Here is a 23,236-nt window from a genome sequence, read left to right on the forward strand (position 1 = left end):
TGTCCGCTTTTTTTGTATTTTTGATTATGGTACAATTGAGTGGTATTTATAACAATGGACAAATTACATTGGAGCAAAATGTATCGACCAGTAAGCCTGTAAAGGTGATGGTAACTTTTATGGATGAAGAGGTAGTAGTGGAAGAAAAAAGACTGACTCTTGATATGTTTTCATTCAACAAAACCCGTGAATTGCTTAAAAATGTGCATACCAGTTTTTCGGATGCTGTAATTGAAGAAAGAAAAACTGAATAATGCGTGTTTTTTTTGATACATCATCGTTGTTTAAATTATATTTTAAAGAAGATGGCACCAATGAGTTGGATGAGCTATTCAACAAAAATACCATCACAGAAATTTTTCTTTCAGAAATTACCAAAGTCGAATTTTATTCGGCAGTTTATAATAAGTTTAGAACTAAATTTATTAACGAAAATCAAGCAAAAGCCTTAATAGATAGTTTTAATGCTGATTTTATTCAATATAAATTCATAACGGTCGACAATCAAATCATCAGTTCTGCACAAGCCTTGTTAATTAAATATGGCTCTAAAGGTTTAAGTGCCTTGGATTCTGTACAATTTGCATCCGTACTTTCGGTAAAACATCAGATTGATATTACTGTAACAGCTGATAAGTTACTTCATGATTTCTTTGCAATGGAGCACCTCCCCACGTTTGATCACTAATGCCACAACAAAAAGCCCTTATTATTGGAGCCGGTATAGCCGGTATAGCCACCGCCATACGTTTAGCCGTTAAAGGATACGCCGTAGAGGTGTTTGAGGCCAATAGTTATGCAGGCGGCAAGTTATCGGAGTTTGAGCAGCAAGACTACCGTTTTGATGCCGGGCCGAGTTTGTTTACCATGCCGCAATATGTGGATGACTTGTTTCGGCTGGCAGGTAAAAAACCTGAAGACTATTTTACGTACCAAAAGCTGGATGTGGTTTGTCATTACTTTTACCCCGATGGCACGCACCTAAAGGCCTATGCCGATGAGCAACAGTTTGCTGAAGAGGTAAAGGCTAAAACCGGAGAACCTGCAATCTTCACACATAAATACTACCGCAATAGCAGTCGCATTTACGATATAACCAATCATGTTTTTTTAGAGCAGTCGTTACATCGCTTGCAAACCTACCTAAGTAGTAAAACGCTGAAATCTATACTGAGGCTTTTTCAGATTGATGCATTCAGGACCATGCACCAGGCCAACCGAAGTTTTTTTAAAGATAAACGGCTGGTACAGTATTTCGACAGGTATGCCACTTACAATGGTTCCAACCCCTATAAGGCCCCGGCTACGCTGAATGTGATCCCGCATTTGGAGCAGCACTTTGGTGCCTACTTTCCTGATGGTGGGATGTATAGCATTACCAGTAGCTTGGTTAGGCTGGCTCAAGATTTAGGTGTTATATTTCATTACAATTCGCCGGTGGATGAGATAGTAGTGCAAGGCAAAAAGGTGGAAGGGTTAATGGTGAAGGGTGATTTGCATTTGGCCGATGTGGTGGTATCTAACATGGATGTGTGGTTCACTTACCGTAAATTACTCTCAGGACACCCGCAATTGTTTCCCGAAAATATTTTGAGCCAGGAGCGCAGTAGCTCGGCATTAATATTTTACTGGGGAATTAATAAGCAGTTTCCGCAACTCGATCTGCATAATATTTTCTTCAGCGCCAATTACGAGGCTGAATTTAAAGCCATCTGGAATGAGAAGGCCATTTACCACGACCCTACCGTTTATCTCAACATCAGCTCCAAATATCAAACTAATGATGCGCCCCCGTGCTGTGAAAATTGGTTCACGATGATCAACGTACCCGCCAATACCGGGCAGGATTGGGATACGTTGATAGCCGAAGCACGACAAAATATCGTTCAAAAGCTTTCGGCTCAATTAGGGGAAGAGATAGTCCCGCTAATTATTAACGAAAGCATCCTCGACCCCCGCAGCATAGAAAGCCGCACTTCTTCTTACCAGGGGTCGTTATACGGCACCAGTTCCAATAGCCAGTTTGCCGCGTTTTTGCGCCATGCTAACCGCTCTGCCACTATCAGCAACCTGTACTTTTGCGGTGGAAGCGTTCACCCCGGCGGGGGTATTCCGCTGGCGTTATTATCGGCTAAAATTGTGAGCGAGTGGGTTGTCTGAACCGGAAGTTAAAAAATTTGTAAGATTTACAGAATTGAATATATCTGATGAATAAAAGTGTGCTTAGCCTTCTGTAAATTATTTAATTCTTTAAATTCCGGTTCAGACAAAAATTCCTAACATTGCCTTAACAATGGCTTTTTTGCAATTACCCAATTTAGGCACAATACACTATCACGAATATGGCACGGGCACCAGGCCTATGCTGGCTTTTCACGGTTATGGGATGACGGGGCGCCAGTTTGAGGTGCTGCAAAAATCCATACTGAGCCAGTACCGCGTTTACAGTTTCGACCATTTCTTTCATGGCCAAACACAACTGGATAACTGGACCGAGCAGCAAATATTGAAGGGTATGCCCAAAAACATGGTCAGAAATTACCTGGAAGAATGGTTTTATATCAACGGTCGCCAGCGCATCAGCCTCATGGGATATTCTATTGGGGCCAATATAGCCTTGGTATTAATGGAAGACTATGCAGAATGGATTGATGAGGTAATATTGATGGCTCCCGATGGCTTATCGGTATATAAAGGGTTTAATTTTTTAATGCACCAGCCGGTAGGTAAGCTGTTATTTAAAACGGTAACCAAAAGTAAATGGCTGGCCCCAAGTGTATTAAACAGCTTAAAGAAAGTTAAGTTTATTGATGAAAGCCTTTACAAAATAGCGTACAGCGAAATGGATACCCCGCAAAAACGCCAGGATGTGTATTATACCCTTAACCTCATCAAACAGTTGCAGCCCGATGTGGTTAAAATAACCAATGAAATAAACCGGTACCAAATAAAATGTCATTTTATTTTTGGCAAACACGATATGTTGTTCCCTATAAACTCTGCCGCGGCTTTTATGAGCAGGCTGGATAACCCTGTGGTACACGAAGTACCGATGGGGCATTGGCTGGTTACCGCACAGTTAGACGAATACCTGGTAAATTGTAAATTATGATACCCGCCCGCCGCAATAACCTTTTTAGCAACTGGTTTGCCAAATACATGCGCTACCGTATGCATAAAGCCTTTAATAGGGTAGTGGTGATGCCTTTTAAGCCAAAGGAAGGTCATTCGGTACTATTGCTTTGCAACCACTTCAGCTGGTGGGATGGGTTTTTTGGCAATTACCTGGCTTATTACCACTTAAACCGCAAGCTGTACATAATGATGCAGCACGATCACCTCGAAAAGCGGATGCTGTTTAATCTCTTCGGCGGTTTTTCCATTGAAAAAGGTACCCGCGAAATGCTGAAATCGCTGCACTACGCGGCTGATTTGCTGAATAATCCTGAAAACCTCGTCGTAGTTTTTCCGCAGGGGGAATTAGCATCAAACCATGCCACTGGCATTAACATAGAAAAAGGCATAGAACGCTTAATTAAACACATTAAAGAGCCCTGCCAAATCGTGTATTCCTGCGTATTAATCGATTATTTTGAAAGCCTCAAGCCGTCGGCCTTTATTCACCTGTTTGATTGCGGCGCAGCGGGTGAAGTTTCTTTTGAGCAGTTGGTTAAAAATATTAATGAATTTCACCGCAAGGCCCTGGCTAACCAGGTTAATATAGAACATTAAGGAAAGTCAATAACCCGTTATTGCGAATATCTATTCACTTACGTTATGCACTCAGAAACCGGCAGCTTGCTTTTCTTGGCGATATTTATTGGTTGCGGAACTTTTACATAATAGCCGGTACCATCATATATCCGTTTGCGCGGGTTACTCTGGCATTCGGTTGAGCAGGAGCCTTCCAACCTGGTGCCGCATTCATCGCACTGCGTAAAGTGTTCGTTGCATTCGGGGTTTGCACAGTTAATCATTTTATCGGTATGGTTACCGCAGTTATAACAGGTAGAAATAACCACCGGGTTAACCTGGTTTACATCTACAGTAAGGCGGTTGTCGAACACATAGCATTTTCCTTCAAAGTCTTCGCCACCGGTTTCTTTACCATATTTAATGATACCGCCGTGCAGTTGATATACATTTTCGAAACCTTCGTGCAGCAATAAAGCCGAGGCTTTTTCACACTTGATACCACCGGTGCAATAGGTCAGGATTTTTTTATCCTTGTACTTGGCTAACTCATTTATTTTAGAAGGGAAATCGCGGAAATTATCAATATCCAGGGTAACTGCATTTTTAAACTTACCTACCGAATGTTCATAATTAGAACGAACATCCAGGATTATTACATCTTCGCGGTCTTTCATGGCTAAAAAGTCGGCTGGCTCTAAATGCTTACCAGTTTGCTTTTTAGGATCAATCATATTTGGATCGCGTAAGCCGGAGTGTACAATCTCCGATTTGTACCGGCAGTGCATTTTAAGAAACGACGGTTCATCCACCTCATCGATCTTGAAATCGGTGTGGGCAAAACGCTCATCGGCATGCACGGTTTCTATATAAGTTTGGCAAGCGTTGGCCGGGCCCGATACGGTACCGTTTAAGCCTTCTTCGGCAACAATGATACGGCCGGTTAAACCTAAGCTTTTACAAAATTTAAGATGATCGGCAGCAAATTGCTCCGCATCGGTTATTGTTGAATAACAATAATACAGTAGGGTATTATACTTTGCCATAATAACATTGATACTGCTTCAAACAGCGTTTAATGAGGTGCAAAGATAATGATTTGAAGAACGATGTGCAAATGTACAGATAAGGTGGAACTTCCCCTCTTATAACTGTGTTTTATCTATTTGCACATCTGCACATCAAAAAATCTGCACATCTAACTTACCTTATGCCGTAGAAAATTCTGAATCCTTGTACCAATTTGCGGCTGCCGTCGAATGCAAAACCATAATCCACTCTAAATATAAAGCGTTGAACACCGAGGTAAAACTCTGAATAATTACCCTTGGTAGGCTGGGTTAAACTGCCATTGCCTATACTGGAGTAAGAAACATTACCAGCTTGTGCCAGGTAGTTAACCCCAACTACTTCTTCCAGTTTTAGTTTGCGAATGAACGGCACTTTGCTTAGTAAATTACCGGCAAAATTATGCTCATAATGCGCTTCTAAGAATGCACGGTCGGTGCTATAGGTATAAAACGGCAGGAAGTGAAAACTACCGATGGTTGGATTAAATACGGTACCCTGGTTACCAAAAAAGTGGTTATAATCCATAAAGTATAAGTTGCGGCGGTTTAAAAATGTACCGGCAGTAACCTTAAATGCGGAGTAGCCTAATAAGCCCACCTGCATCCGGTCGTCAAATACATCCAGCGATAAAAAATCATAGTTTACATCCGAACCTAATACACCACTGATGCCTTTACGGTAGTTTAACCGCACTTTAGGAAAGCGTGATGGCTCAATATACCTGCCGTCGGGGCGGGTTACATATTGTTGTCTGAAAGTGTAAGTTAATGACGCCTTAGCCGTTAAAGCCTGGTTGGTGGGAAATAGTTCCGACTCTACATCTGGTGGAATAGCCAGCGGGTTATTTGCCGTGTAGGTTCTATCCTTAACATCGGTAATATGATTGAAAGAGGTATTGTATAACTGCCTGCGTTCGGCATACGACATCTGTGCATTAAACAATAAGCCGTTGGTTAGCTCGCGTTGCCAAGCCACTAAGCCAAAACGTGTACGGTAAAGTTTTACATAATTATTTTCGCTTAATAAAGAACTCATGGTATTAAAAATGAGCGAGCGTGTACCGGCGTTATTCAAATCCAGCACATCACTACCAAAACGTACCTGAAAAACGGCCTGGTTTCTTGGATCGTAATTGTAACTGGCCCCAATGTTGGCACTAAATAATTTAGCCGCAAAGCCATAACGTATGTTTGGTGTAACAGAGAATGACTGACCGTTATCGAAACCCTTAATATAATGCACTTTAGAATTAATACCCCAACCTTCTACCGTATTATAAAATATGGTTTGAAATATAGGGTACATATAAAACGACTGCCTGCTATTACGATCGTAATACTGGTAACCAAAGGCAGCATAATCGAGCGGGTTAAAATGATTTCGTGTTCGGTTGAGCGAATCGAGATAACGAGGCGTGCTTTGAATGCGACCAATACTGTCTTTACGCACATAATCCCGCTCTTCTAACGCGGTTAGTGGCACAGGGCGGTTGTTATCCCAATAGCGGCTGTTTTTTGCATTGGCCAATGTATCTATCCGCATTACTTCTCCATCAAAAAATCCTTTTTTAAACCCTGGGTTTAAGTTGTAATTGTTATACATGGCCAGGTAGTAGCCTTTAAACTTAAAACCGAACACATCGCCCCTAAAATTAAATAGGGCCGAGGTGGGCAACCATACGCTATCGGTTATCGGAATGTATTGCTGACTGATCTCTAAGGTATCAACCAGGTTGATGTTAGCATCTTTCTTGGTCAAAAAAAGGTTTATGCTATAAATGCGCCAGTCGCCCTCGGTAATATAAATATCGCCCTGGTAAACCGCTTCATTATTACGTTTAGGGATTACCTGAATTTTTGCGATACGTTTACCACTTTTTATAGAACGGCCCAGCAGTTTGTAGTCGTAAAATTTAAGAGCGTTATCAGCAATGGGCGATACGAAAGCACGAGCACTTAAACCCTGAATCTCAAAGTTGTTTTTATAAAAATTAACCTGCAGATCGGATGCCTTATTGTAACTAAAAGCCGTGTTTTGACCAGCCACTTTTGAGGAGATCATTACTTCTTTTACATAATCGGGGTTTTTGAAATTATATTGTGATATGGACTCCGATTGGTACAATATTCCTTTGCCAGTGGCGTCTAACTGCAAAGCTCTTGATACATTATTATTCATGAGCGCTTTTGGGGCGCTTACCAAACGTTGCACACCTTTTACAAATACCGCACATGAGTATTCATCAACCTGGTTCATGTAAAACTGGCGCTTGCCTATCACATTGCGCATAATGTTTAAGGCCGGATCAGCCTCGTTACCACTTCCGGCTTCAGCCTGTAAAGCAAAGGGCTCACTACTTAAACGGATATTTCGCTCTTCGTTCACACTATTAACGGTCACCCGTTCTATATGTTCCAGGTAACCTACGTAGCGGTAAACTACGGTGTAAGTTCCGGGTTTGAGTTTAAACTCATAATCGCCATCCTCATTGGCCGTACTGCCATAGGTAGTATTGCGGATGTATATAGAAGCGAATGAAACCGGGTTGTTTTTTTCATCGGTGATTTTACCCGATAACCTATAGGTTTGGGCGTAAACTTGTACAGTAGCTGCACAAAAAAATATAAAAAATAAATATGCTCTCATGATTGAATTGTATAAGTATATAGCTTTTACAGGTAAAATGTTTGTTTCACACACAATTAATTTCTAACAATGAGTTAATTAAGTCATAATGTGAGATTATACTTACTTTTACACTTTAAATATTATACCATGTACAATACCTTAAAGCCGGTTTTACAGCAGGAATTAGCTGATATAGAAAATGCCGGGCTCTATAAAAGAGAACGTATTATTACCTCGCCACAAGGGGCTGATATTAAAGTTTTGGGCGGGCAGCAAGTGATTAATTTTTGCGCCAATAACTACCTGGGCCTGTCATCGCATCCCCAAGTAATTGAGGCCGCTAAAAACGCTATGGACGCACATGGTTTCGGCTTGTCATCGGTACGATTTATATGCGGCACACAAGATCTGCATAAAGATCTGGAGAAAAAACTATCGGAGTTTTTAGGCACCGATGACACCATTTTATATGCTGCTGCTTTTGATGCCAACGGCGGTGTGTTCGAGCCTCTGTTCAATGAGCAGGATGCCATTATATCCGACGAGCTGAACCATGCTTCTATTATTGATGGAGTGCGCCTGTGCAAGGCACAACGCCACCGCTACAAGCATGATAACATGGCCGATTTGGAAGAGAAATTGAAAGCTACGCAAGACCTTCGTCACCGTATTATTGTAACCGACGGCGCTTTTTCTATGGACGGCACCATAGCCCAGTTAGATAAAATTTGCGATCTGGCCGACAAGTATAATGCACTGGTAATGATAGACGAATGCCATTGTTCGGGCTTTTTAGGCAAAACCGGTCGGGGTACGCACGAGCACCATCATGTAATGGGCCGCATAGATATTATTACCGGCACACTGGGTAAAGCTTTAGGCGGTGCATCGGGCGGTTTTACATCGGGCCGTAAAGAGATCATTGACATGCTGCGCCAACGTTCGCGCCCATACCTGTTCTCCAATACCCTGGCACCGGCTATTGCAGGCGCGTCTATAGCCGTGCTGGATATGCTAAGTGAAGCCACCACTTTGCGCGACAAGCTGGAAAGGAACACCCAATACTTCCGAGAAAAGATGACCGCTGCCGGTTTTGACATTAAACCGGGCGTACACCCCATTGTACCGGTAATGTTGTATGATGCTAAACTATCTCAACAGTTCGCCGCCCGTATGCTGGAGGAAGGTATTTATGTGATAGGCTTTTATTATCCGGTAGTTCCGCAAGGTAAAGCACGTATCCGTGTACAAATATCGGCCGCACACGAGCAGCATCATTTAGATAAAGCTATTGAAGCGTTTACCAAGGTGGGTAAAGAGTTAGGTGTGATTAAATAATACGTGCAGATTATTTATATTTGCACGTATAAATTAAATTAAGATGGCTGCATCAAAATTAACTTTAAGTGTAGAACCTGATTTGATTGCAAAAGCGAAACGCTATGCTAATAAACATCATATAAGTGTTTCTAAATTATTTTCGGATTTTGTTAACGAAAAAGTTCACCAAGAAATCAATGATGAGAATCCCGTCTTAAAAAAGTTTGAGCATATTGAACTTTCAGAAAACATAAAAAAATTGACTGGAATTTTGAAAGGGAAGGTTCCTGAAGATTTTGATTTAAAAGAAGCAAAGCATGAATTTTTAAAAGAGAAATATGGCCTATAGCAATTTGTTTGTTGATAGTGATATCATACTCGACTTATTCCTACAAAGAGAACCCTATTCAAAATTCACACAAATTTTACTTGCACAAAGTAAAATTGACGGTTTCATTTTAAATACATCCACTTTAATTATTGCTAACTTAAATTATGTATTAACCGGGCGTGTAGGGAAGTTAAAAGTTAAAGAAAGTATTATGATCATAAGTGAAGAAATGAATGTATTGCCTTTTGAAAAAGATATTATTACACTGGCAATAAACAGTTCCTTTACAGACTTTGAAGACTCGTTACAACATTTTATAGCTCAAAAATACCATTGTGATTTAATCATCACCCGCAACACCAAAGATTATAAGCACTCAGCTATCCCCATATTAACGGCCGAACAATTTTTACAAACATTATAACCCCTGAACATGCAGGAGCAAATAGATCAATATACCACTGAAATAGAAGCTTTTTCACCAGCTAACGCTGATGAATTGGAAGCTTTCCGTATAAAATATTTAGGCACTAAAGGACTTATTAAAGACCTGTTTGAGCAGTTTAAAAGCACCACGCCTGAAGAAAAACGCACGTTAGGTAAGGTACTTAATCAGTTCAAGCAGCTGGCCGAAGGCAAATACCAGTTATTGAAAGAGCATTTCGACTCACAAGTAACTAAGGCCACTTCTCAGCAGGATTTAACACTACCGGGCGAAGGCTTCGCGGTTGGTTCACGCCACCCGTTATCCTTAGTGCGTAATGAGATCATTGACATTTTTAAACGCCTGGGCTTTGTGGTTGCCGAAGGACCAGAGATTGAAGACGATTGGCATAATTTCTCTGCCCTTAACTTCCCCGAAGAACACCCGGCACGTGATATGCAGGACACTTTCTTTATCACTAAGCCTGATGATAATACTAACCCCCTCCCTCCTGGGGAGGGCCGTGGAGGGGCTTATGCCTTACGTACCCACACCTCATCGGTACAGGTACGCATGATGGAAAGCGGCAAACCGCCGTTCCGGGCTATTATGCCGGGCAGGGTTTACCGTAATGAGGCAATATCGGCCCGTGCGCATTGCTTTTTTCACCAGGTGGAGGGTTTGTATGTTGATGAAAACGTTTCATTCGCCGATTTAAAGCAAACCTTGTATCACTTTGTGCAGGAGTTGTATGGCGAAGGCACTAAAGTGCGTTTTCGCCCGTCGTATTTTCCATTCACCGAGCCATCGGCCGAAATGGATATTTCTTGCACCATTTGCAAAGGCGCAGGCTGTAACATGTGTAAATATAGCGGTTATGTAGAAATTTTAGGTTGCGGTATGGTTGACCCTAACGTATTGGAAAATTGCGGAATAGACTCTAAAAAATATACCGGCTTCGCGTTTGGTATGGGTATAGAACGTATTACTAACTTAAAGTATGTGATTCGCGATCTGCGCCTGTTCTCTGAAAACGATGTGCGCTTTTTGAAGCAATTTAAATCTGATATTGTATAATGAGAAAACTGATTTGTCTTTTCTTGGTGGTGATAGGTGCAGCAGGATGTGGAAAAGACGACGGCAGTTATATACCCAGTGTAAGCGTTAACTTTCAGGCACCGTTGAATACACCAAGTTTAAGCAAACTTAATAGCCCGGGTGGCTCTGTAATTGTAAATGGTTATGGGGTTGCCGGTTTAATTATATACCGTACCGGTGCCAATAACTATGTGGTCTATGACCGTTGCAGCAGCTTTGAACCCGAAAAACGCTGTGCGGTTACTATTGATGATACCGGCCTCACCGCAACTGATGCCTGCAGTGGTTCTAAGTTTTTGTTGAGCGATGGTTCGCCGGTAAAAGCGCCTGCAACGCGCTCATTGAAGCCATATAGTGTATATGTCAATAATTTTAACATATTTGTATCTAATTGATACATGGAAGCCGATAAAATAAGAGAAAGCATTAAACGGTCATCGCAAGAACTGTTTAGAAAATTCGGTTACCATAAAACCAGTGTTAACGAAATTGCCAAAAGAACCAAGATAGCCAAAGCCACCATCTATAAGTATTTTGACAGCAAAGAGGCTATATTACACTCACTGTTAATGGATTATATACAGGTAAGTGTTGACGAGCTGATTCATACCGATACGCCCGACCTGGACGAAGAAACACACCTGAGCAACCTTATTATGAAAACCTGCCGTCTGTCGTACACGGTTTGCAATGAGTTTATTGGCTGGGATTTTATTCGCGAGTCTACTAACTCTCAGGAGTTTTTGCGTAATTTAAGTAACGAGCTGGAAGATCTGCTGGTTAGTTCTTTTACCTCAATGACCGGTATCCGCAAGCACGACAGCTACCAGCAACGCATCCGTTTTTTAATTAAATGCAGCAAAAATATCGTGTTTAGCTTCGCCTTTACTTCGGTTAGCGATAGCGATGTGCGTAAAAATTTTGTATCTTTTCAAAAAGAGATACTGCCTTACCTCGTTAAGGCAGCCATTACTATTAACTAAGCATTGCCTTAGCCAGCCTCAAATATTTTCTTATTTTTTACTTAAAACCTCAAAAAACTTCATTTTTATTCATTTTTTGCTGATGTTTTACGGGCTGGTGTGGAGCGCGTGTAAAATGGTAAAACATTGTACCATTACGCAATCATATTAAAATTCAACAAAGTTGAATTTTAATAAACTTTTTCCACAAAAAGTTTCTCCTTCCCGCATTTTGCCGTTACATTTGACGCTGACCTGTTGAAACCAATAAACCAACTTAATGACCGATACCCAAGTACAAACCGGCATTGGCGACCGGGTAAGAATGTTGCGCATTGCCCAAAACCGTACCCTACAAGATATTGCCGATAGTTGCGGCTTATCTAAAAGCATGATCTCTAAAATTGAGAACAATCATACTGTACCTTCCGTTGCCGCCCTGGTTAAAATAGCCACTTCGTTAGGTACATCTGTTTCGGCATTAATGGAACAGGAGACTTGGTTAAGTACTGTTTTTACAGTAAGGGATAAAGCAGAGGCCAATTTAACCCCGACCGAAAAAGGGTACAGCATATATCCTTTCGCATCAGAATATCACAACAAAAAAATGCAGCCGTTTTTGTTTGTTGCCAAAAAAAACCAAGTAGTACCGCACCTGCTTACCCATGAGGGCGAAGAGTTTGTGTACGTTATTACCGGCAAAATGAAGATGCAGGTAGGCGAAATAGAATACTTTTTAAAAGCCGGAGACAGCCTGTACTTTAACGCGCTGCAAAAACACGGCATTAAACCCATTACCGATGAAGTAAGCTACCTTGATATATTTTTATAAAAACCATATTGCTAACCCCATTTAATTATGCCTCAAAACAAACTAACCACATTTGTATTTTTAGTAGCGGCTTTGCTGGCGCAAAACGTTAAAAGCCAACCCATAGCAAATACATCAAGCGTTAATGTCGACCTTGCCCGTCAAACAGGTCCTATGAAACCTATATGGGCCTGGTTTGGGTACGATGAGCCCAACTATACCTACATGAAAGACGGCAAAAAGCTGCTTACCGAAATAGCGCAGCTAAGCCCGGTACCTGTTTTTGTGCGGGTGCATAGCCTGCTGAGCTCGGGCGATGGTAAGCCTGCACTTAAATGGGGATCGACCAATGCCTATACCGAAGATACAGCAGGCAAACCGGTTTATAATTGGACCATTGTAGACAGTATATTTGATACTTACGTAAAAAGGGGAATGAAACCGCTTGCCCAGATCGGTTTTATGCCCGAGGCCCTGTCAACCAAACCGCAACCTTACCAGCATAACTGGAAACCCGGCGACCGTTACGATAAGATCTATACCGGCTGGGCCTATCCGCCGAAGGATTACGATAAATGGGCCGAACTGATCTATCAATGGGTTAAGCATTCTGTGGCACGCTACGGTGTTAAAGAGGTAGAAAGCTGGTATTGGGAACTTTGGAACGAACCTAACCAGGCCTACTGGAAAGGGACCAAAGAAGAATTTTTTAAGCTGTACGATTACTCGGCTATGGCCGTTAAAAAAGCGCTGCCAACGGCAAAAATAGGCGGCGCCAACGTAACCGGCGGCGGTGCAAAATTTTTGAACGATTTTATTGCCCATTGCCTTACCGGTACCAATTACGCTACCGGCAAAACCGGCACCCCTTTAGATCTGGTATTATTTCACGCCAAAGGATCGCCGCGTTTAAATAATGGCACCGTACGCATGGATGTACGTGCACAGCTCCGCAACATTGCCGATAATTTTAAGGTAATCGCCTCTTATCCGCAATTAAAAAATATCCCTATTATCATAGGCGAATCTGACCCAGAAGGTTGCGCAGCCTGCGGCATGGCTACCGATCCGCAAAATGCTTACCGCAACGGCACAATGTATTCGAGCTATACCGCCGCTGCTTTCGCACGTAAATATGAACTGGCCGATGCTTATGGCTTAAACTTAATAGGGGCGGTAACGTGGGCATTTGAGTTTGAAGACCAGCCCTGGTTTTACGGCTTTCGCGATTTGGCCACCAACGGCGTAGATAAGCCTGTGCTCAATGTTTTCAGAATGTTTGGCAAAATGACCGGCAAACGGGTACAGGTTGATGCTGGCGGTATGTATAATTTAAAAACCATGTTAGATTCGAGCGTACGCGGCCCAAGTGATGTGGGCGCGCTGGCCGCCACCAACGGACGTACAGCCACAGCTATGCTATGGAACTATCATGATATGGATAAAAGGAGCGATACCCAGAATGTAAACCTCAGTTTTACCGGAATTACCGCTAAAACCGTTATGTTAACCCAATACATGATTGATGACCGGCATAGTAATGCCTATGAGTTATGGAAAAAAATGGGGTCGCCTTTAAAGCCCGATGCCAAGCAAATTGCCGCATTAGAAAAAGAAGGGCAACTGGCCTTGTTAAATAAACCGCAAAAGGTTAAGGTGTTGAACGGTCGTTTACAAAAAACAATTGTTTTACCGGCCCAGGCCGTGTCATTAGTAAAAATTGACTGGTAGCCGGCGAAGCACTTTTAAGTACAAGTCAGTGTATTTATTGTAGCCCCTTAAATAGCATAATTAGTTGTTTACTGCCTTCCGGTAATATTATGCCATTAGCGAGTGTGCAACGCTAATGGCATGCTTTAAAGTTTGGTGATACACCTGTTTGCTTAATATCGTATTAGAGGGCTCTTTAAGGCTAATTAAAAAAACTTCAGTATTTGCTGTTTAAAAACATGATTAATTTTTATGCGTATTATCAGTTTTCTTCTGTTTTTTAATATTACATCAGGGCTTTGGCTTTCGGCTTTGGCACAAAGCACCCAACAACTGGTACAGCTACTACGACGTAAAAAAAGAGCTTTACGGTTTTAAGGATGCTAAAGGGAAAATTAAGATCCCGGCACGCTTTAATGGATTTACCAGGGCTTCTACTTTCCGAAATATTATTGCAGTTAGGGATAATAGTAATAACAAATCTTATTACTTGTTAAAAAACGGGAGAAAAGTAGGAATGGACAGTTTGTACGTATGGGACATGACATACGATTGCGAGCAGGAAGATGCTATCAGGTTTCGTGACCCGGTTACAGATAAGGTTGGTTTTTTAGGAAAAAACGGCAATTTAGCTATTAGGGCAAATTACAATGATGCGCGGCCTTTTTATAACGGACTTGCCCTGGTGGTGCATGATGGTAAACGTGTTTGTGCAGATGGTACGCCATATAAAGCCGGCTGCGAGCACTGGAGCTGGGACGGTAAAACTGCACTGATTAATAGGCAAGGTGAAATTGTAGCCGATAATATTAATTTGATGGTCACCGATCACTTAAACTGGTATTCGTGCAAAATTGCTGATAGCCCTGCCGATACAACTCTGCATACCTCCTTCAAGACTAAAAACAACAAGTACTACACATTTATTAACTATCAAAAGGAGTTTAAAAAATGGTTTTATCAACAGTTTATAACTGGTTTGCAAGCCGGAAAGTTGTCATCATATTGCTTTGATGAACTTATAGTAGAAGGCTTATGGAAACAAACCATTAGAAAACCATATAACAAAGTCGCCTTTACAAAACAATACAGTGCTGTGCTGCAAAAAAAGATGGGTGCTGTTAATCAACGCAAGGTAGAAGTGTTCACGGTAAGTGAAGCACTTAATCCTTACATTTATGATAGTAAAAACTTTAAAGTCTTTTACACGGATTGCGGTGATGCTAACGAAGCAAAATTTCCATCATTTGATGTGATAACCAGCCATTACACTACCAGCCATCAGCTAAATTACCAGGAACACTTTTCGTTTTTAAAAACAGCTAATGGGTACAAACTTATAGGTGTTGCGTTAAAAAGTACCAAGTAAGTCATTACATAGTTTCCAGCACATACTTATCCCACAGCTTACCAGCATATACTTTAAAACTGACCGGTGCCTTTTTAAACTCATCGCTGGTAATTACACCACCATCATGCTGAATAGCATTGCCAACCTTTATTTTTCCTATGCCCCTTTTAGCATATTTGGTAGTTCCCTCATGCATAATGATCTTTAATTCACTTGGACTTACATCGCCGCGGCAGCTTAGCCGGTAGGCCACCCATACCTCTGCTTTCCCGTTTTTATCCAGGTCGATAATGGTTAACGAACCCGGTATAAAGTTAGCTACCATATCCAAGTTACAATCAGTAACCATATCATGCAGTTGCCATAATAGTACAGGCGAGCCTCCATCTTTTAACTGGTACACATAACCATAAAGATGGGCCTGTTTAAATTCATCATCACCTTTTTGCGGCTGTGTTCCGGTTTGTGTAGTTATGGCTAAGTAACTACCCGTATTGTCCTGGTATTTGATTAACTGCACCGGTTTGCCCTGGTAGCGTATGTTTTTTGGCAAATTGGTGCTGGCCATCGGTTGCGTTTTAATTTGACCATTAACCCAGGCACTGATAAAAAGTAGTGTGACAGAAAGAATAGTACGCATGTATTGATAAATTAATTACTGAACTGATCATATATTTTAGTGCATACAGCCAAACCAAATGTAGGTGCGTTTGGCATAAGCATCGGGGTATATTTTATGGATTCGGGTTAACTGTGCTTTCATGTTGGCCGATTTAACATCAGTTATAGCGGCAACTACCACATAAAATCCTTTTGCAAACCCTTTATAAGCATCGCTGTACTCAATGGAAATATAGCTGTCATTAAATGCGCTTCCATCTCCGCGAGCCGTGTAGCACGGGTAACCTAAGTCGTCTCCATCGCCGCTTCCAAGGCAATCAGCCTTACTCATGGTTAAGCCAATCTTTTTATTTGGGGTAAGGCCCCGCAGATCCAGTTTTTTATGTAACCGGGCTGCTGCTTGTTTGGCCGTAACCAATGCATTTTTATAATCCTTAGTGCTTTTTAGTATAATGATGTCTTTAGGCACTTCGGTATTATAATTATCCTGCGCTAAAGTTTCCCTAACGCAACACATCAGCATAAGAAAACTCATTAAGCAAAACATATTAATTTTATTGAATATCATAGGTCAAGTATCAAATTATTTCCACCATTGCCGCTTTTCTTCGGCTATGGCAGCTTTATTTGCCGGGCGTAAATCGCTGGGTATGGCATCCACAAAACTTTGCCAGCCGTATTTTTCATACTGAAGAGGAACGGTAATGCCATCCACATCGCTAAAATCCGAGCCTGAAAGATTGTAATCGCCGTATTGAAGCTTTTGTGCTGCCTTTGTTGTGTGATTTACTAAACTACCGGTAAAATAGTTGTTCCCATAACCATCTATCCCAAAGTCCAGTGTGTCGTATAATAGCTGGTTTTGCATATTTATGCAAAAATCGGTAGTTAGCTTTCCGTTAATTGTACCGCTTTCTGGTGTAGATGTGCTTTCGTTAATAGTTACATGGCATAGTAATTTACCCCTCTTGTAACCTTTATAAGTATCGGGTGCATAAGAATTATTACCCGGTTTGTAAATTCCGGCTTGTATTACTGTTATGGTACCGGTAAATGGCCGCACCACTTTACCTACACGCGTTTTGCCTTGTACCTGGTAACGGTAAGCGTTCGCCGGATCTTTAAGAACGGAGGTGTAATGAATATAAAACCGCTGGTTGTTTTTTCCAATTATTCCATATGCTTCCGGGAAAGGCTCAAATTCTTTAAGGTTAATTAATCTTAGGCGGTTTGCCCGCCATAATGTGGCAAGGTTGTAGTTTTTTACGCTGCTATAAAAGTTAGTGGTGCCAGTAGGTTGTGCATTTGCCGTGTTGTTAATAATTACCGCTACAAGAATAATGCAAACTACAAGCAGGAGCAAGAATCTTTTTTTCATTGGTGATCAGAGTTTATTATTTCTTTGTAGATATTGAATTTTGGCAAAGGTTCATTACCAAAGTTTTTAACCGTTCAAATTGGATGTTAAAGGTTGTAAACGCATCATATAAGTAAGTAAATAATTTCAAGTAGTTACAATGCTAAACAGTTAAAAAAGCAAAAGTTTCTCCAAACTTTTGAAAATGTTTCCAAACCAACGCTTAGTATATGTTGTTGCTGCATTACAACTTACTTATACCGCATGTCTGTTAAATCGCTATCACAAACCCGCTGGAAACTGGAACCCGACCGTGTAACCGTTTATCCTTACGGCCTATCGTATATTTTAAGCGGCGTACTTGCCGTATGCTTTGCAGTTATCCTGCTTTTGTATGTCAAATATCAAAATACCACCATTAATGATTCGTTGCCGCTGGTTTTGGTGCTGTTGCTAACGGTTGTGTTGTTTTGGGGATTTGCAGGTACATCTATAGTATTTGACAACCGTAAAGGCAACATGCGTAAATTGCTGATGGGCTTTATACCGGTAACTACCATCCCTTTTGCCAAACTGCAAGGCATTAGTCCGGTATCTAATCTTTATGGTTCTTATAAATACCGCCTGTTCAGGAAAGATAACAAATACGGAAAAGGCCTCCTCGTTTCTTGTGCTTACACAAAAAATGATGACCAAAATGCAGTAGCATTTGTAGAAGAAGCCGCTACTACTATACATAGTTATTTAGATGCACATGACTCCCCTTCAGACTATGTAACCGAACCTATTACGAGTTATAAGTACTTCGAAGAACAAGATGGCAAGTACTTACTTAAGAAGAACAAGATTGGCAGTACTTTATTGGGCTTGGCATTGTTAGCCATAGGTATTCATGAACTTACACCTGGTGCGTGGCTGGGTCATGACTTATCTATTGGGCGGATCTGTATGCTGATATTTACCATTGTGGGTGGTCCGGCAATAATTTTGGCGGGCTATACTAATATTACACTGGATACCACAGTACGGACGCTGGAGAGAAAAAGCCCGATTGGATTAAGCAACAGACGCTACTCATTTGATGATTTTAATGGTGTTCAAACCGTCAGAAAATCGATGAATTTTATTTATTCGGGAACCGAAGTGCAGCTATATTTCCTAAAACCAGGCGCTGAAAAGCAGGAAGTAATAGTTCTTCAAAATTTTTATAAAACCAGCAATGTGGAGCGTTTTGTACAGGAAGTAAACACGATCATGTTAAGTGGTGGATGAGCAAGAAAAATATGATCACTGCTATTTATCCTGAAAAATTATACTATTAAAATACTGGTTATCCAACTGCTATGTTGAATTTTGCTGCGGAGTTAATTTGCTTTATAAATAGCAAGTTAATGTAAAAACACAAAGGCGGTTACTGTTACTGCCTGATTATCAAAGTAGAAGAAAAGGGAAATTTGAACTTATATTATGATATTCAAGAAATTGCGTACAGAAGAGACAAGTTAAATAAAGAAGCAATTAGGCCTTTCCATCTTATTTTGCTAAATGCGCCTGCTTGCAAATAGTTAATTACTGATGTTGTGCCGGCTCGAGCCTGGGGAGCAAACGTCAACAATTCAAAAAAAGATTACGTTTATTATTGGCCTTATAAAATATTCGGGGTAATTATGATTAAATTTTCATGTTTGTAAACTATGCCTCTTTTAATGTTCGAGCCATCGTCGCCAAACAATTTGTTACCCCCAATAAGATCAACACTAACAAATTGATTCTGGCGGCTTTGACATTTGCACCATCCGATTTATAAATATTATAGCAGGATAATGCAGGCTAAGCTCTCTCTTAGTTCATTCCAACTTAATTAAATAATAAGCTGACGTGTGAATTATATTCTATGGATGTAACTTAACAAAAAAGTTAACTAAACGGTTACTCTGGGTTGATGCTGGCTAAACTTGTACCAGATAAATTAGCTGAAAATAATAGCTAATCATGAGCTCAAAAAACGCACTTAACAACTTAAGCCGCCGCCGATTTTTAAGAAATTCGGTAATTGCAGCAACCGGAGTAGTTTTATTACCATCGGCCTTTACCAGCTGTAAAACAGACGATGATGATAATACCGTTTATGAAGGACAAGGCTTTAAAGAGGGTGTAGCCAGTTTTGACCCATCGCAAGATAAAGTAATATTATGGACACGCTACACCCCTGCAACCCAGGAACAGGGCAAGCCGCAAATTATTTTAGATGTTGCCAAAGACAAAGACTTCAAAAACCTGGTGGTTAGCCAAACCGTAGAAGTAGATGTGAACAGCGACTACACGGTGCATGTTGATGTAAGCAAACTAACTTCCAATACCAAATATTACTACCGCTTTAGAAGTGACACCACCCAGGCCGTATCTGTAACCGGGGAAACCAAGACGTTACCTGCTGCAGGCGAAACATCCATAGTGAAAATGGCCGTGGTATCCTGTGCTAATTACCAGGCTGGTTTATTTAATGTTTATGGTGCCGTTGCCGAATCTGACGCCGATTTTGTGGTGCATTTGGGGGATTATATTTATGAGTACCAGGCAGGAGGATATGGCACAAACCCCTCAATTACTACGCTGAACCGGGCACATAAGCCGGCAGGCGAAATTACCAAATTAGCCGATTATCGCGAACGTTACCGCCAATACAGGAGCGATGAGCAGCTACAGAAAGCACACCAGTTAAAGCCGTTTATTTGTGTATGGGATGACCACGAAGTAGCCAACGACGCTTATAAAGACGGTGCTGAAAACCACCAGGCTAACGAGGGCGACTTCAATACCAGAAAATTGAGCGCTATACAGGTTTGGCATGAATACCTGCCCGCCCGGGTAACTGACAATGCCAAAATATACCGGAACTTTGAGATAGGAAGCCTTGTTAACCTGATCATGATGGATACCCGGATTATTGGCCGCGACAAGCAATTGAGTTATAACGATTACCTAACACCAACAGGTTTAAATACCGGCAAATTCCTAACCGACTGGCAAAACCCAGCCCGTTCTATACTTGGTCAGGAACAAAAAGGATGGCTGGTTTCTAAAATAAACAGCAGTACCAGCAAATGGCAGGTATTAGGCAGCCAGGTGCTCATGGGTAAAATGTTTATTCCGGCCGAACAGCTTATACTCACCGCACAAATTGCTTCGGGCACTACCGATCCTGCTGTATTTGCCCAATACAATAAAATAGCCACCGAACTGGCAACCATCAAAACCCGTTTACTGGCAGGCGATCCAAGCTTAACGACCGCCGAAAAAGCACGGGTGCAAACGGTATTGCCTTATAACCTGGATGCCTGGGACGGTTACCCGGCCGAACGGGAAATGATTTACGCGGCCGTGCCTAATAAAAAACTTGTTTCGCTGGCCGGAGATACACACAATGCATGGTATTCCATTCTGTCAGACGGTAACGAAAAAAAAGCAGGAACAGAGTTTGCCACTTCATCTGTTTCTTCACCTGGGTTTGAGGCTATTTTTGGGAACAATGCCGCAACTCTTGCCGGGTTTGAACAAGTGAATACTTTACTGATAGATGATCTGCAATATGTTGACGCATCCAGAAGAGGGTATGTAATGGCCTCTTTTACCGCAACCGAGGCCAAGTCTGAGTGGCGCTATGTGAATACCATAATCAGCAAAAACACAGCAACAGTAACCGGTAGAACGGTAATAGAATCATAACTTTTCCTGCCTGCTATAAACGTTCGAATATACCTGTGATATAACGTTGTCAAGAAGGTTAAGCATAATCTTCTTGACAATTACTTATCAGTTTGTTTATCTAACTACATTTTAAGCAATCTGATAACACAATATTTGACCAATGCATAGCTCAATCATCTCGATTGTTCTTACCTTTCTTGGTCAGGTTAATTTAAAAGCGATTTTGTTGGGGGGGAGAAATCATTTGTTTGATAACATCACTAAAAGCAAAATGAGCGAAATGTCTAATCGCCCCAATTCTTTTCTTAAAATATTCAGTGCTTTGCCAACATGTTTCTCAACAGTATTCACCGAAATATTCATTCGTTCTGCTATCGCTTTATAAGATAATTGCTCAAAACGGCTGAGGGTAAATGCCTCTTGGCACTGGGGGGGTAGTTTTTTAATGGCCAAAAATAATCTTTGTTCAAGCTCCTTTGCTTCCAAATAATCGGTACCCGAAGGAATAGTTGCCGTGTTCATATCATCATAGATTGAAGATGTCGCCTTTGCAGCAATGGATACTCTGCGTATTTCGTGCAATATTTTATTTCTTAATGTGGCAAAGAGGTATGCTTTGAGATCACCGGTAACCTCTAAATCCGTTGCTTTTATCCAAACATTTACAAATACATCCTGCACGATTTCTTCGACGGCCTGTTCATTCCGCAAACGTTTAAAAGCAGTTTTACAAAGTGTCAGAAAATACCTGCTATGCAGGGCTGCCATAGCACTTTGGTCTTTTTCTGAGATTTTTTTCAATAGCTCTTTGTCTGATGACATGAACGGCAAGTTTACAGCAAAAGTACTGGGTCGAGATTAAGCAAAAAGCTCAATTGTGTTAAGATTACATGAAGCAAAGATTAAATATTAAATAATTGAAGTTACGGATGGCGGTAACTTCCTGAATGTGCAATAACAGATTAGAATGGAAGAGAAACAACTTCACCAACTGATCGATAAATACCTTTCAGGCAAATGCTCAGCCCAAGAAAAGCGTTTGATTGAGGAATGGTATGCCGCCTTCGATCACGAACGCGATAGCTTTTACGGAAATGATCCGCACATGCTGGAACAAACCGAGCGGCGTTCAATCCATCAAATACTTGCTAAAATAGGCGCATTAGAAAAGAACCCACATAAAGATGGTAAAATTACAGAGGTAAAGTTGAGGCGCATGTATCCTTATCGCTGGTTAGCCGCAGCAAGCCTTTTGCTTTTCCTTTCTATCACCATTTGGTTTTTAACTAACCGAAAAAGCAATAAGGATATTTATTATACCCGCACCGCAATGAACGGCAGGGTTACTATGGTCGTTCTTCCTGATAGCACACGTGTTTGGCTGAATGGCGGAAGCTTCCTTAAATTTTCATCAAGTTACAACGTAAAGAATCGTGAAGTGTACCTTCAGGGAGAGGCGTACTTTGATGTCGTTCATGATATTGAAAAGCCATTCAATGTTTATAGCGGCAAAGTTTCGACGCATGTATTGGGGACAGCTTTTTTAGTAAATGCTTACAAAGGCGCACTTGAGCAAACGGTAACTGTTACAAGGGGAAAAGTAGGGGTAGCTGCTGATGGACATTCCATCGGTACTCTGCTCCCTAATGATCAGGTCATTTATCAATCGGCAACAGGCAAAAGCGCGATCGTTAAAGTGGATGCCATTAAAGAAACAGCCTGGCAAAATGGAGCATTAATTTTTAATAATCTGTCTTTACAAGACATTGGTTTGCGCCTATCCGCAAAGTTCAACTATCAGGTAGTTATTAAGTCAGAGAAATTAAAAACTGCACGATTCACAGCCAGTTTTGATGAGGGAACTACCCTTAAAGAAGTACTTACCATCATGGGGGCGATGAAGCACCTAAGGTACCGGTTGGATAACCGAACAAATGTTATCACCTTTTTATAGCTAATATAAATTAATACTTAATAAAACTATATGACAAAATAATAACCAGATTGACTAAAAAAAGCGAACCGCTTTGTGGACGAGACAAAACGGTTCAATGACTTCAACCCAAGTATTTACGATCAAAATCTATTCAAATCTATGAAATTTCTTTCGGAAAGAAAGAGAAAAGGAAGGCTTTTGTCCTTTCCAGATCT

The 23,236-nt window shown here is 41.2% G+C and carries 23 protein-coding genes; 17 read left to right on the forward strand and 6 right to left on the reverse strand.

Features of this window, described 5'->3' with window-relative positions:
* Positions 1-26: 26 nt before the first annotated feature.
* The 5 genes from ACFQ3S_RS14115 to ACFQ3S_RS14135 all read left to right on the forward strand — a co-directional run bounded on the left by ACFQ3S_RS14115 (position 27) and on the right by ACFQ3S_RS14135 (position 3,732).
* Positions 27-254 carry a hypothetical protein gene (locus ACFQ3S_RS14115; RefSeq protein WP_377165531.1) on the forward strand — a complete coding sequence of 76 codons (228 nt, stop codon included), beginning with the start codon at positions 27-29 and terminating at the stop codon, positions 252-254.
* Complete coding sequence (locus tag ACFQ3S_RS14120; RefSeq protein ID WP_377165533.1) at positions 254-688, forward strand: type II toxin-antitoxin system VapC family toxin; 435 nt, start codon at positions 254-256, stop codon at positions 686-688. The genes ACFQ3S_RS14115 and ACFQ3S_RS14120 overlap by 1 nt, the downstream gene beginning before the upstream one ends.
* The gene (crtD, locus tag ACFQ3S_RS14125; RefSeq protein ID WP_377165535.1) at positions 688-2,160 is read left to right on the forward strand and encodes a 1-hydroxycarotenoid 3,4-desaturase CrtD; all 1,473 of its coding nucleotides are present in this window, start codon (positions 688-690) and stop codon (positions 2,158-2,160) included. The genes ACFQ3S_RS14120 and crtD overlap by 1 nt, the downstream gene beginning before the upstream one ends.
* Before the next feature lie 133 nt (positions 2,161-2,293).
* Positions 2,294-3,112, forward strand: coding sequence for an alpha/beta fold hydrolase (locus ACFQ3S_RS14130; protein WP_377165537.1), 819 nt, complete (start codon positions 2,294-2,296; stop codon positions 3,110-3,112).
* On the forward strand, positions 3,109-3,732 hold the full coding sequence (locus tag ACFQ3S_RS14135) for a lysophospholipid acyltransferase family protein (protein ID WP_377165539.1): 624 nt from the start codon (positions 3,109-3,111) through the stop codon (positions 3,730-3,732). The genes ACFQ3S_RS14130 and ACFQ3S_RS14135 overlap by 4 nt, the downstream gene beginning before the upstream one ends.
* A 38-nt stretch (positions 3,733-3,770) precedes the next feature.
* Here the strand turns inward: ACFQ3S_RS14135 and trhO are convergent, their stop codons facing one another.
* The gene (gene trhO / locus ACFQ3S_RS14140) at positions 3,771-4,739 is read right to left on the reverse strand and encodes an oxygen-dependent tRNA uridine(34) hydroxylase TrhO (RefSeq protein ID WP_377165541.1); all 969 of its coding nucleotides are present in this window, start codon (positions 4,737-4,739) and stop codon (positions 3,771-3,773) included.
* Positions 4,740-4,896: 157 nt separating this feature from the next.
* A complete protein-coding gene (locus tag ACFQ3S_RS14145; protein WP_377165543.1) occupies positions 4,897-7,410 on the reverse strand; it encodes a DUF5686 and carboxypeptidase regulatory-like domain-containing protein in 2,514 nt (837 codons plus the stop codon).
* A gap of 129 nt (positions 7,411-7,539) precedes the next feature.
* On the opposite strand from ACFQ3S_RS14145, the gene kbl reads away from it, so the two are divergent.
* The 9 genes from kbl to ACFQ3S_RS14190 all read left to right on the forward strand — a co-directional run bounded on the left by kbl (position 7,540) and on the right by ACFQ3S_RS14190 (position 15,417).
* Positions 7,540-8,730 carry a glycine C-acetyltransferase gene (kbl, locus tag ACFQ3S_RS14150; RefSeq protein ID WP_377165545.1) on the forward strand — a complete coding sequence of 397 codons (1,191 nt, stop codon included), beginning with the start codon at positions 7,540-7,542 and terminating at the stop codon, positions 8,728-8,730.
* A 43-nt stretch (positions 8,731-8,773) separates the two neighbouring features.
* A complete protein-coding gene (locus ACFQ3S_RS14155) occupies positions 8,774-9,061 on the forward strand; it encodes a DUF6364 family protein (RefSeq protein ID WP_377165547.1) in 288 nt (95 codons plus the stop codon).
* Positions 9,051-9,467: a PIN domain-containing protein gene (locus ACFQ3S_RS14160; RefSeq protein WP_377165549.1), complete on the forward strand. Its 417-nt coding sequence runs from the start codon at positions 9,051-9,053 to the stop codon at positions 9,465-9,467. The genes ACFQ3S_RS14155 and ACFQ3S_RS14160 overlap by 11 nt, the downstream gene beginning before the upstream one ends.
* 9 nt (positions 9,468-9,476) lie before the next feature.
* Positions 9,477-10,544: a phenylalanine--tRNA ligase subunit alpha gene (gene pheS, locus ACFQ3S_RS14165; protein WP_377165551.1), complete on the forward strand. Its 1,068-nt coding sequence runs from the start codon at positions 9,477-9,479 to the stop codon at positions 10,542-10,544.
* On the forward strand, positions 10,544-10,960 hold the full coding sequence (locus ACFQ3S_RS14170) for a hypothetical protein (protein ID WP_377165553.1): 417 nt from the start codon (positions 10,544-10,546) through the stop codon (positions 10,958-10,960). The genes pheS and ACFQ3S_RS14170 overlap by 1 nt, the downstream gene beginning before the upstream one ends.
* A gap of 3 nt (positions 10,961-10,963) precedes the next feature.
* Entirely contained in the window at positions 10,964-11,548 is a 585-nt protein-coding gene (locus tag ACFQ3S_RS14175; protein WP_377165555.1) for a TetR/AcrR family transcriptional regulator, read from the forward strand.
* A 259-nt stretch (positions 11,549-11,807) separates the two neighbouring features.
* Complete coding sequence (locus ACFQ3S_RS14180) at positions 11,808-12,359, forward strand: helix-turn-helix domain-containing protein (protein WP_377165557.1); 552 nt, start codon at positions 11,808-11,810, stop codon at positions 12,357-12,359.
* Between the two features lie 27 nt (positions 12,360-12,386).
* Complete coding sequence (locus tag ACFQ3S_RS14185; RefSeq protein WP_377165559.1) at positions 12,387-14,069, forward strand: GH39 family glycosyl hydrolase; 1,683 nt, start codon at positions 12,387-12,389, stop codon at positions 14,067-14,069.
* 496 nt (positions 14,070-14,565) lie between these two features.
* Positions 14,566-15,417, forward strand: a complete 852-nt coding sequence (locus tag ACFQ3S_RS14190; protein WP_377165561.1) for a WG repeat-containing protein — start codon at positions 14,566-14,568, stop codon at positions 15,415-15,417.
* A gap of 4 nt (positions 15,418-15,421) precedes the next feature.
* Here the strand turns inward: ACFQ3S_RS14190 and ACFQ3S_RS14195 are convergent, their stop codons facing one another.
* The 3 genes from ACFQ3S_RS14195 to ACFQ3S_RS14205 are packed head-to-tail and all read right to left on the reverse strand — an operon-like array spanning position 15,422 to position 17,398.
* A complete protein-coding gene (locus ACFQ3S_RS14195) occupies positions 15,422-16,039 on the reverse strand; it encodes a M949_RS01915 family surface polysaccharide biosynthesis protein (protein WP_377165563.1) in 618 nt (205 codons plus the stop codon).
* A gap of 36 nt (positions 16,040-16,075) precedes the next feature.
* A complete protein-coding gene (locus ACFQ3S_RS14200; protein WP_377165565.1) occupies positions 16,076-16,555 on the reverse strand; it encodes a hypothetical protein in 480 nt (159 codons plus the stop codon).
* A 48-nt stretch (positions 16,556-16,603) separates the two neighbouring features.
* Positions 16,604-17,398: a hypothetical protein gene (locus ACFQ3S_RS14205; protein WP_377165567.1), complete on the reverse strand. Its 795-nt coding sequence runs from the start codon at positions 17,396-17,398 to the stop codon at positions 16,604-16,606.
* Between the two features lie 243 nt (positions 17,399-17,641).
* On the opposite strand from ACFQ3S_RS14205, the gene ACFQ3S_RS14210 reads away from it, so the two are divergent.
* Together ACFQ3S_RS14210 and ACFQ3S_RS14215 are read left to right on the forward strand one after the other, a co-directional pair.
* Positions 17,642-18,649: a hypothetical protein gene (locus ACFQ3S_RS14210; protein WP_377165568.1), complete on the forward strand. Its 1,008-nt coding sequence runs from the start codon at positions 17,642-17,644 to the stop codon at positions 18,647-18,649.
* 720 nt (positions 18,650-19,369) lie between these two features.
* A complete protein-coding gene (locus tag ACFQ3S_RS14215; protein WP_377165569.1) occupies positions 19,370-21,103 on the forward strand; it encodes an alkaline phosphatase D family protein in 1,734 nt (577 codons plus the stop codon).
* A gap of 222 nt (positions 21,104-21,325) precedes the next feature.
* Here ACFQ3S_RS14215 and ACFQ3S_RS14220 read toward each other — a convergent pair whose 3' ends face one another.
* On the reverse strand, positions 21,326-21,907 hold the full coding sequence (locus ACFQ3S_RS14220; protein ID WP_377165570.1) for an RNA polymerase sigma factor: 582 nt from the start codon (positions 21,905-21,907) through the stop codon (positions 21,326-21,328).
* Positions 21,908-22,052: 145 nt separating this feature from the next.
* On the opposite strand from ACFQ3S_RS14220, the gene ACFQ3S_RS14225 reads away from it, so the two are divergent.
* Positions 22,053-23,039, forward strand: coding sequence for a FecR family protein (locus ACFQ3S_RS14225; protein ID WP_377165572.1), 987 nt, complete (start codon positions 22,053-22,055; stop codon positions 23,037-23,039).
* Positions 23,040-23,236: the final 197 nt, after the last annotated feature.

It is taken from the genome of Mucilaginibacter terrae (genome assembly GCF_042679325.1).
GTDB lineage: Bacteria > Bacteroidota > Bacteroidia > Sphingobacteriales > Sphingobacteriaceae > Mucilaginibacter > Mucilaginibacter terrae.

Excerpts from the sequence above, each read along its gene's own strand:
- ACFQ3S_RS14175 (WP_377165555.1), top strand. The coding sequence starts at position 10,964 with ATGGAAGCCGATAAAATAAGAGAAAGCATTAAACGGTCATCGCAAGAA.
- ACFQ3S_RS14210 (WP_377165568.1), top strand. The coding sequence starts at position 17,642 with ATGTCTGTTAAATCGCTATCACAAACCCGCTGGAAACTGGAACCCGAC.
- ACFQ3S_RS14205 (WP_377165567.1), bottom strand. The coding sequence starts at position 17,398 with ATGAAAAAAAGATTCTTGCTCCTGCTTGTAGTTTGCATTATTCTTGTA.
- ACFQ3S_RS14135 (WP_377165539.1), top strand. The coding sequence starts at position 3,109 with ATGATACCCGCCCGCCGCAATAACCTTTTTAGCAACTGGTTTGCCAAA.
- ACFQ3S_RS14190 (WP_377165561.1), top strand. The coding sequence starts at position 14,566 with ATGGACAGTTTGTACGTATGGGACATGACATACGATTGCGAGCAGGAA.
- crtD (WP_377165535.1), top strand. The coding sequence starts at position 688 with ATGCCACAACAAAAAGCCCTTATTATTGGAGCCGGTATAGCCGGTATA.
- ACFQ3S_RS14115 (WP_377165531.1), top strand. The coding sequence starts at position 27 with ATGGTACAATTGAGTGGTATTTATAACAATGGACAAATTACATTGGAG.
- ACFQ3S_RS14200 (WP_377165565.1), bottom strand. The coding sequence starts at position 16,555 with ATGAGTTTTCTTATGCTGATGTGTTGCGTTAGGGAAACTTTAGCGCAG.
- ACFQ3S_RS14155 (WP_377165547.1), top strand. The coding sequence starts at position 8,774 with ATGGCTGCATCAAAATTAACTTTAAGTGTAGAACCTGATTTGATTGCA.
- ACFQ3S_RS14170 (WP_377165553.1), top strand. The coding sequence starts at position 10,544 with ATGAGAAAACTGATTTGTCTTTTCTTGGTGGTGATAGGTGCAGCAGGA.
- ACFQ3S_RS14120 (WP_377165533.1), top strand. The coding sequence starts at position 254 with ATGCGTGTTTTTTTTGATACATCATCGTTGTTTAAATTATATTTTAAA.
- ACFQ3S_RS14195 (WP_377165563.1), bottom strand. The coding sequence starts at position 16,039 with ATGCGTACTATTCTTTCTGTCACACTACTTTTTATCAGTGCCTGGGTT.
- kbl (WP_377165545.1), top strand. The coding sequence starts at position 7,540 with ATGTACAATACCTTAAAGCCGGTTTTACAGCAGGAATTAGCTGATATA.
- ACFQ3S_RS14160 (WP_377165549.1), top strand. The coding sequence starts at position 9,051 with ATGGCCTATAGCAATTTGTTTGTTGATAGTGATATCATACTCGACTTA.
- ACFQ3S_RS14145 (WP_377165543.1), bottom strand. The coding sequence starts at position 7,410 with ATGAGAGCATATTTATTTTTTATATTTTTTTGTGCAGCTACTGTACAA.
- ACFQ3S_RS14220 (WP_377165570.1), bottom strand. The coding sequence starts at position 21,907 with ATGTCATCAGACAAAGAGCTATTGAAAAAAATCTCAGAAAAAGACCAA.
- trhO (WP_377165541.1), bottom strand. The coding sequence starts at position 4,739 with ATGGCAAAGTATAATACCCTACTGTATTATTGTTATTCAACAATAACC.
- ACFQ3S_RS14185 (WP_377165559.1), top strand. The coding sequence starts at position 12,387 with ATGCCTCAAAACAAACTAACCACATTTGTATTTTTAGTAGCGGCTTTG.
- ACFQ3S_RS14225 (WP_377165572.1), top strand. The coding sequence starts at position 22,053 with ATGGAAGAGAAACAACTTCACCAACTGATCGATAAATACCTTTCAGGC.
- ACFQ3S_RS14180 (WP_377165557.1), top strand. The coding sequence starts at position 11,808 with ATGACCGATACCCAAGTACAAACCGGCATTGGCGACCGGGTAAGAATG.
- pheS (WP_377165551.1), top strand. The coding sequence starts at position 9,477 with ATGCAGGAGCAAATAGATCAATATACCACTGAAATAGAAGCTTTTTCA.
- ACFQ3S_RS14130 (WP_377165537.1), top strand. The coding sequence starts at position 2,294 with ATGGCTTTTTTGCAATTACCCAATTTAGGCACAATACACTATCACGAA.
- ACFQ3S_RS14215 (WP_377165569.1), top strand. The coding sequence starts at position 19,370 with ATGAGCTCAAAAAACGCACTTAACAACTTAAGCCGCCGCCGATTTTTA.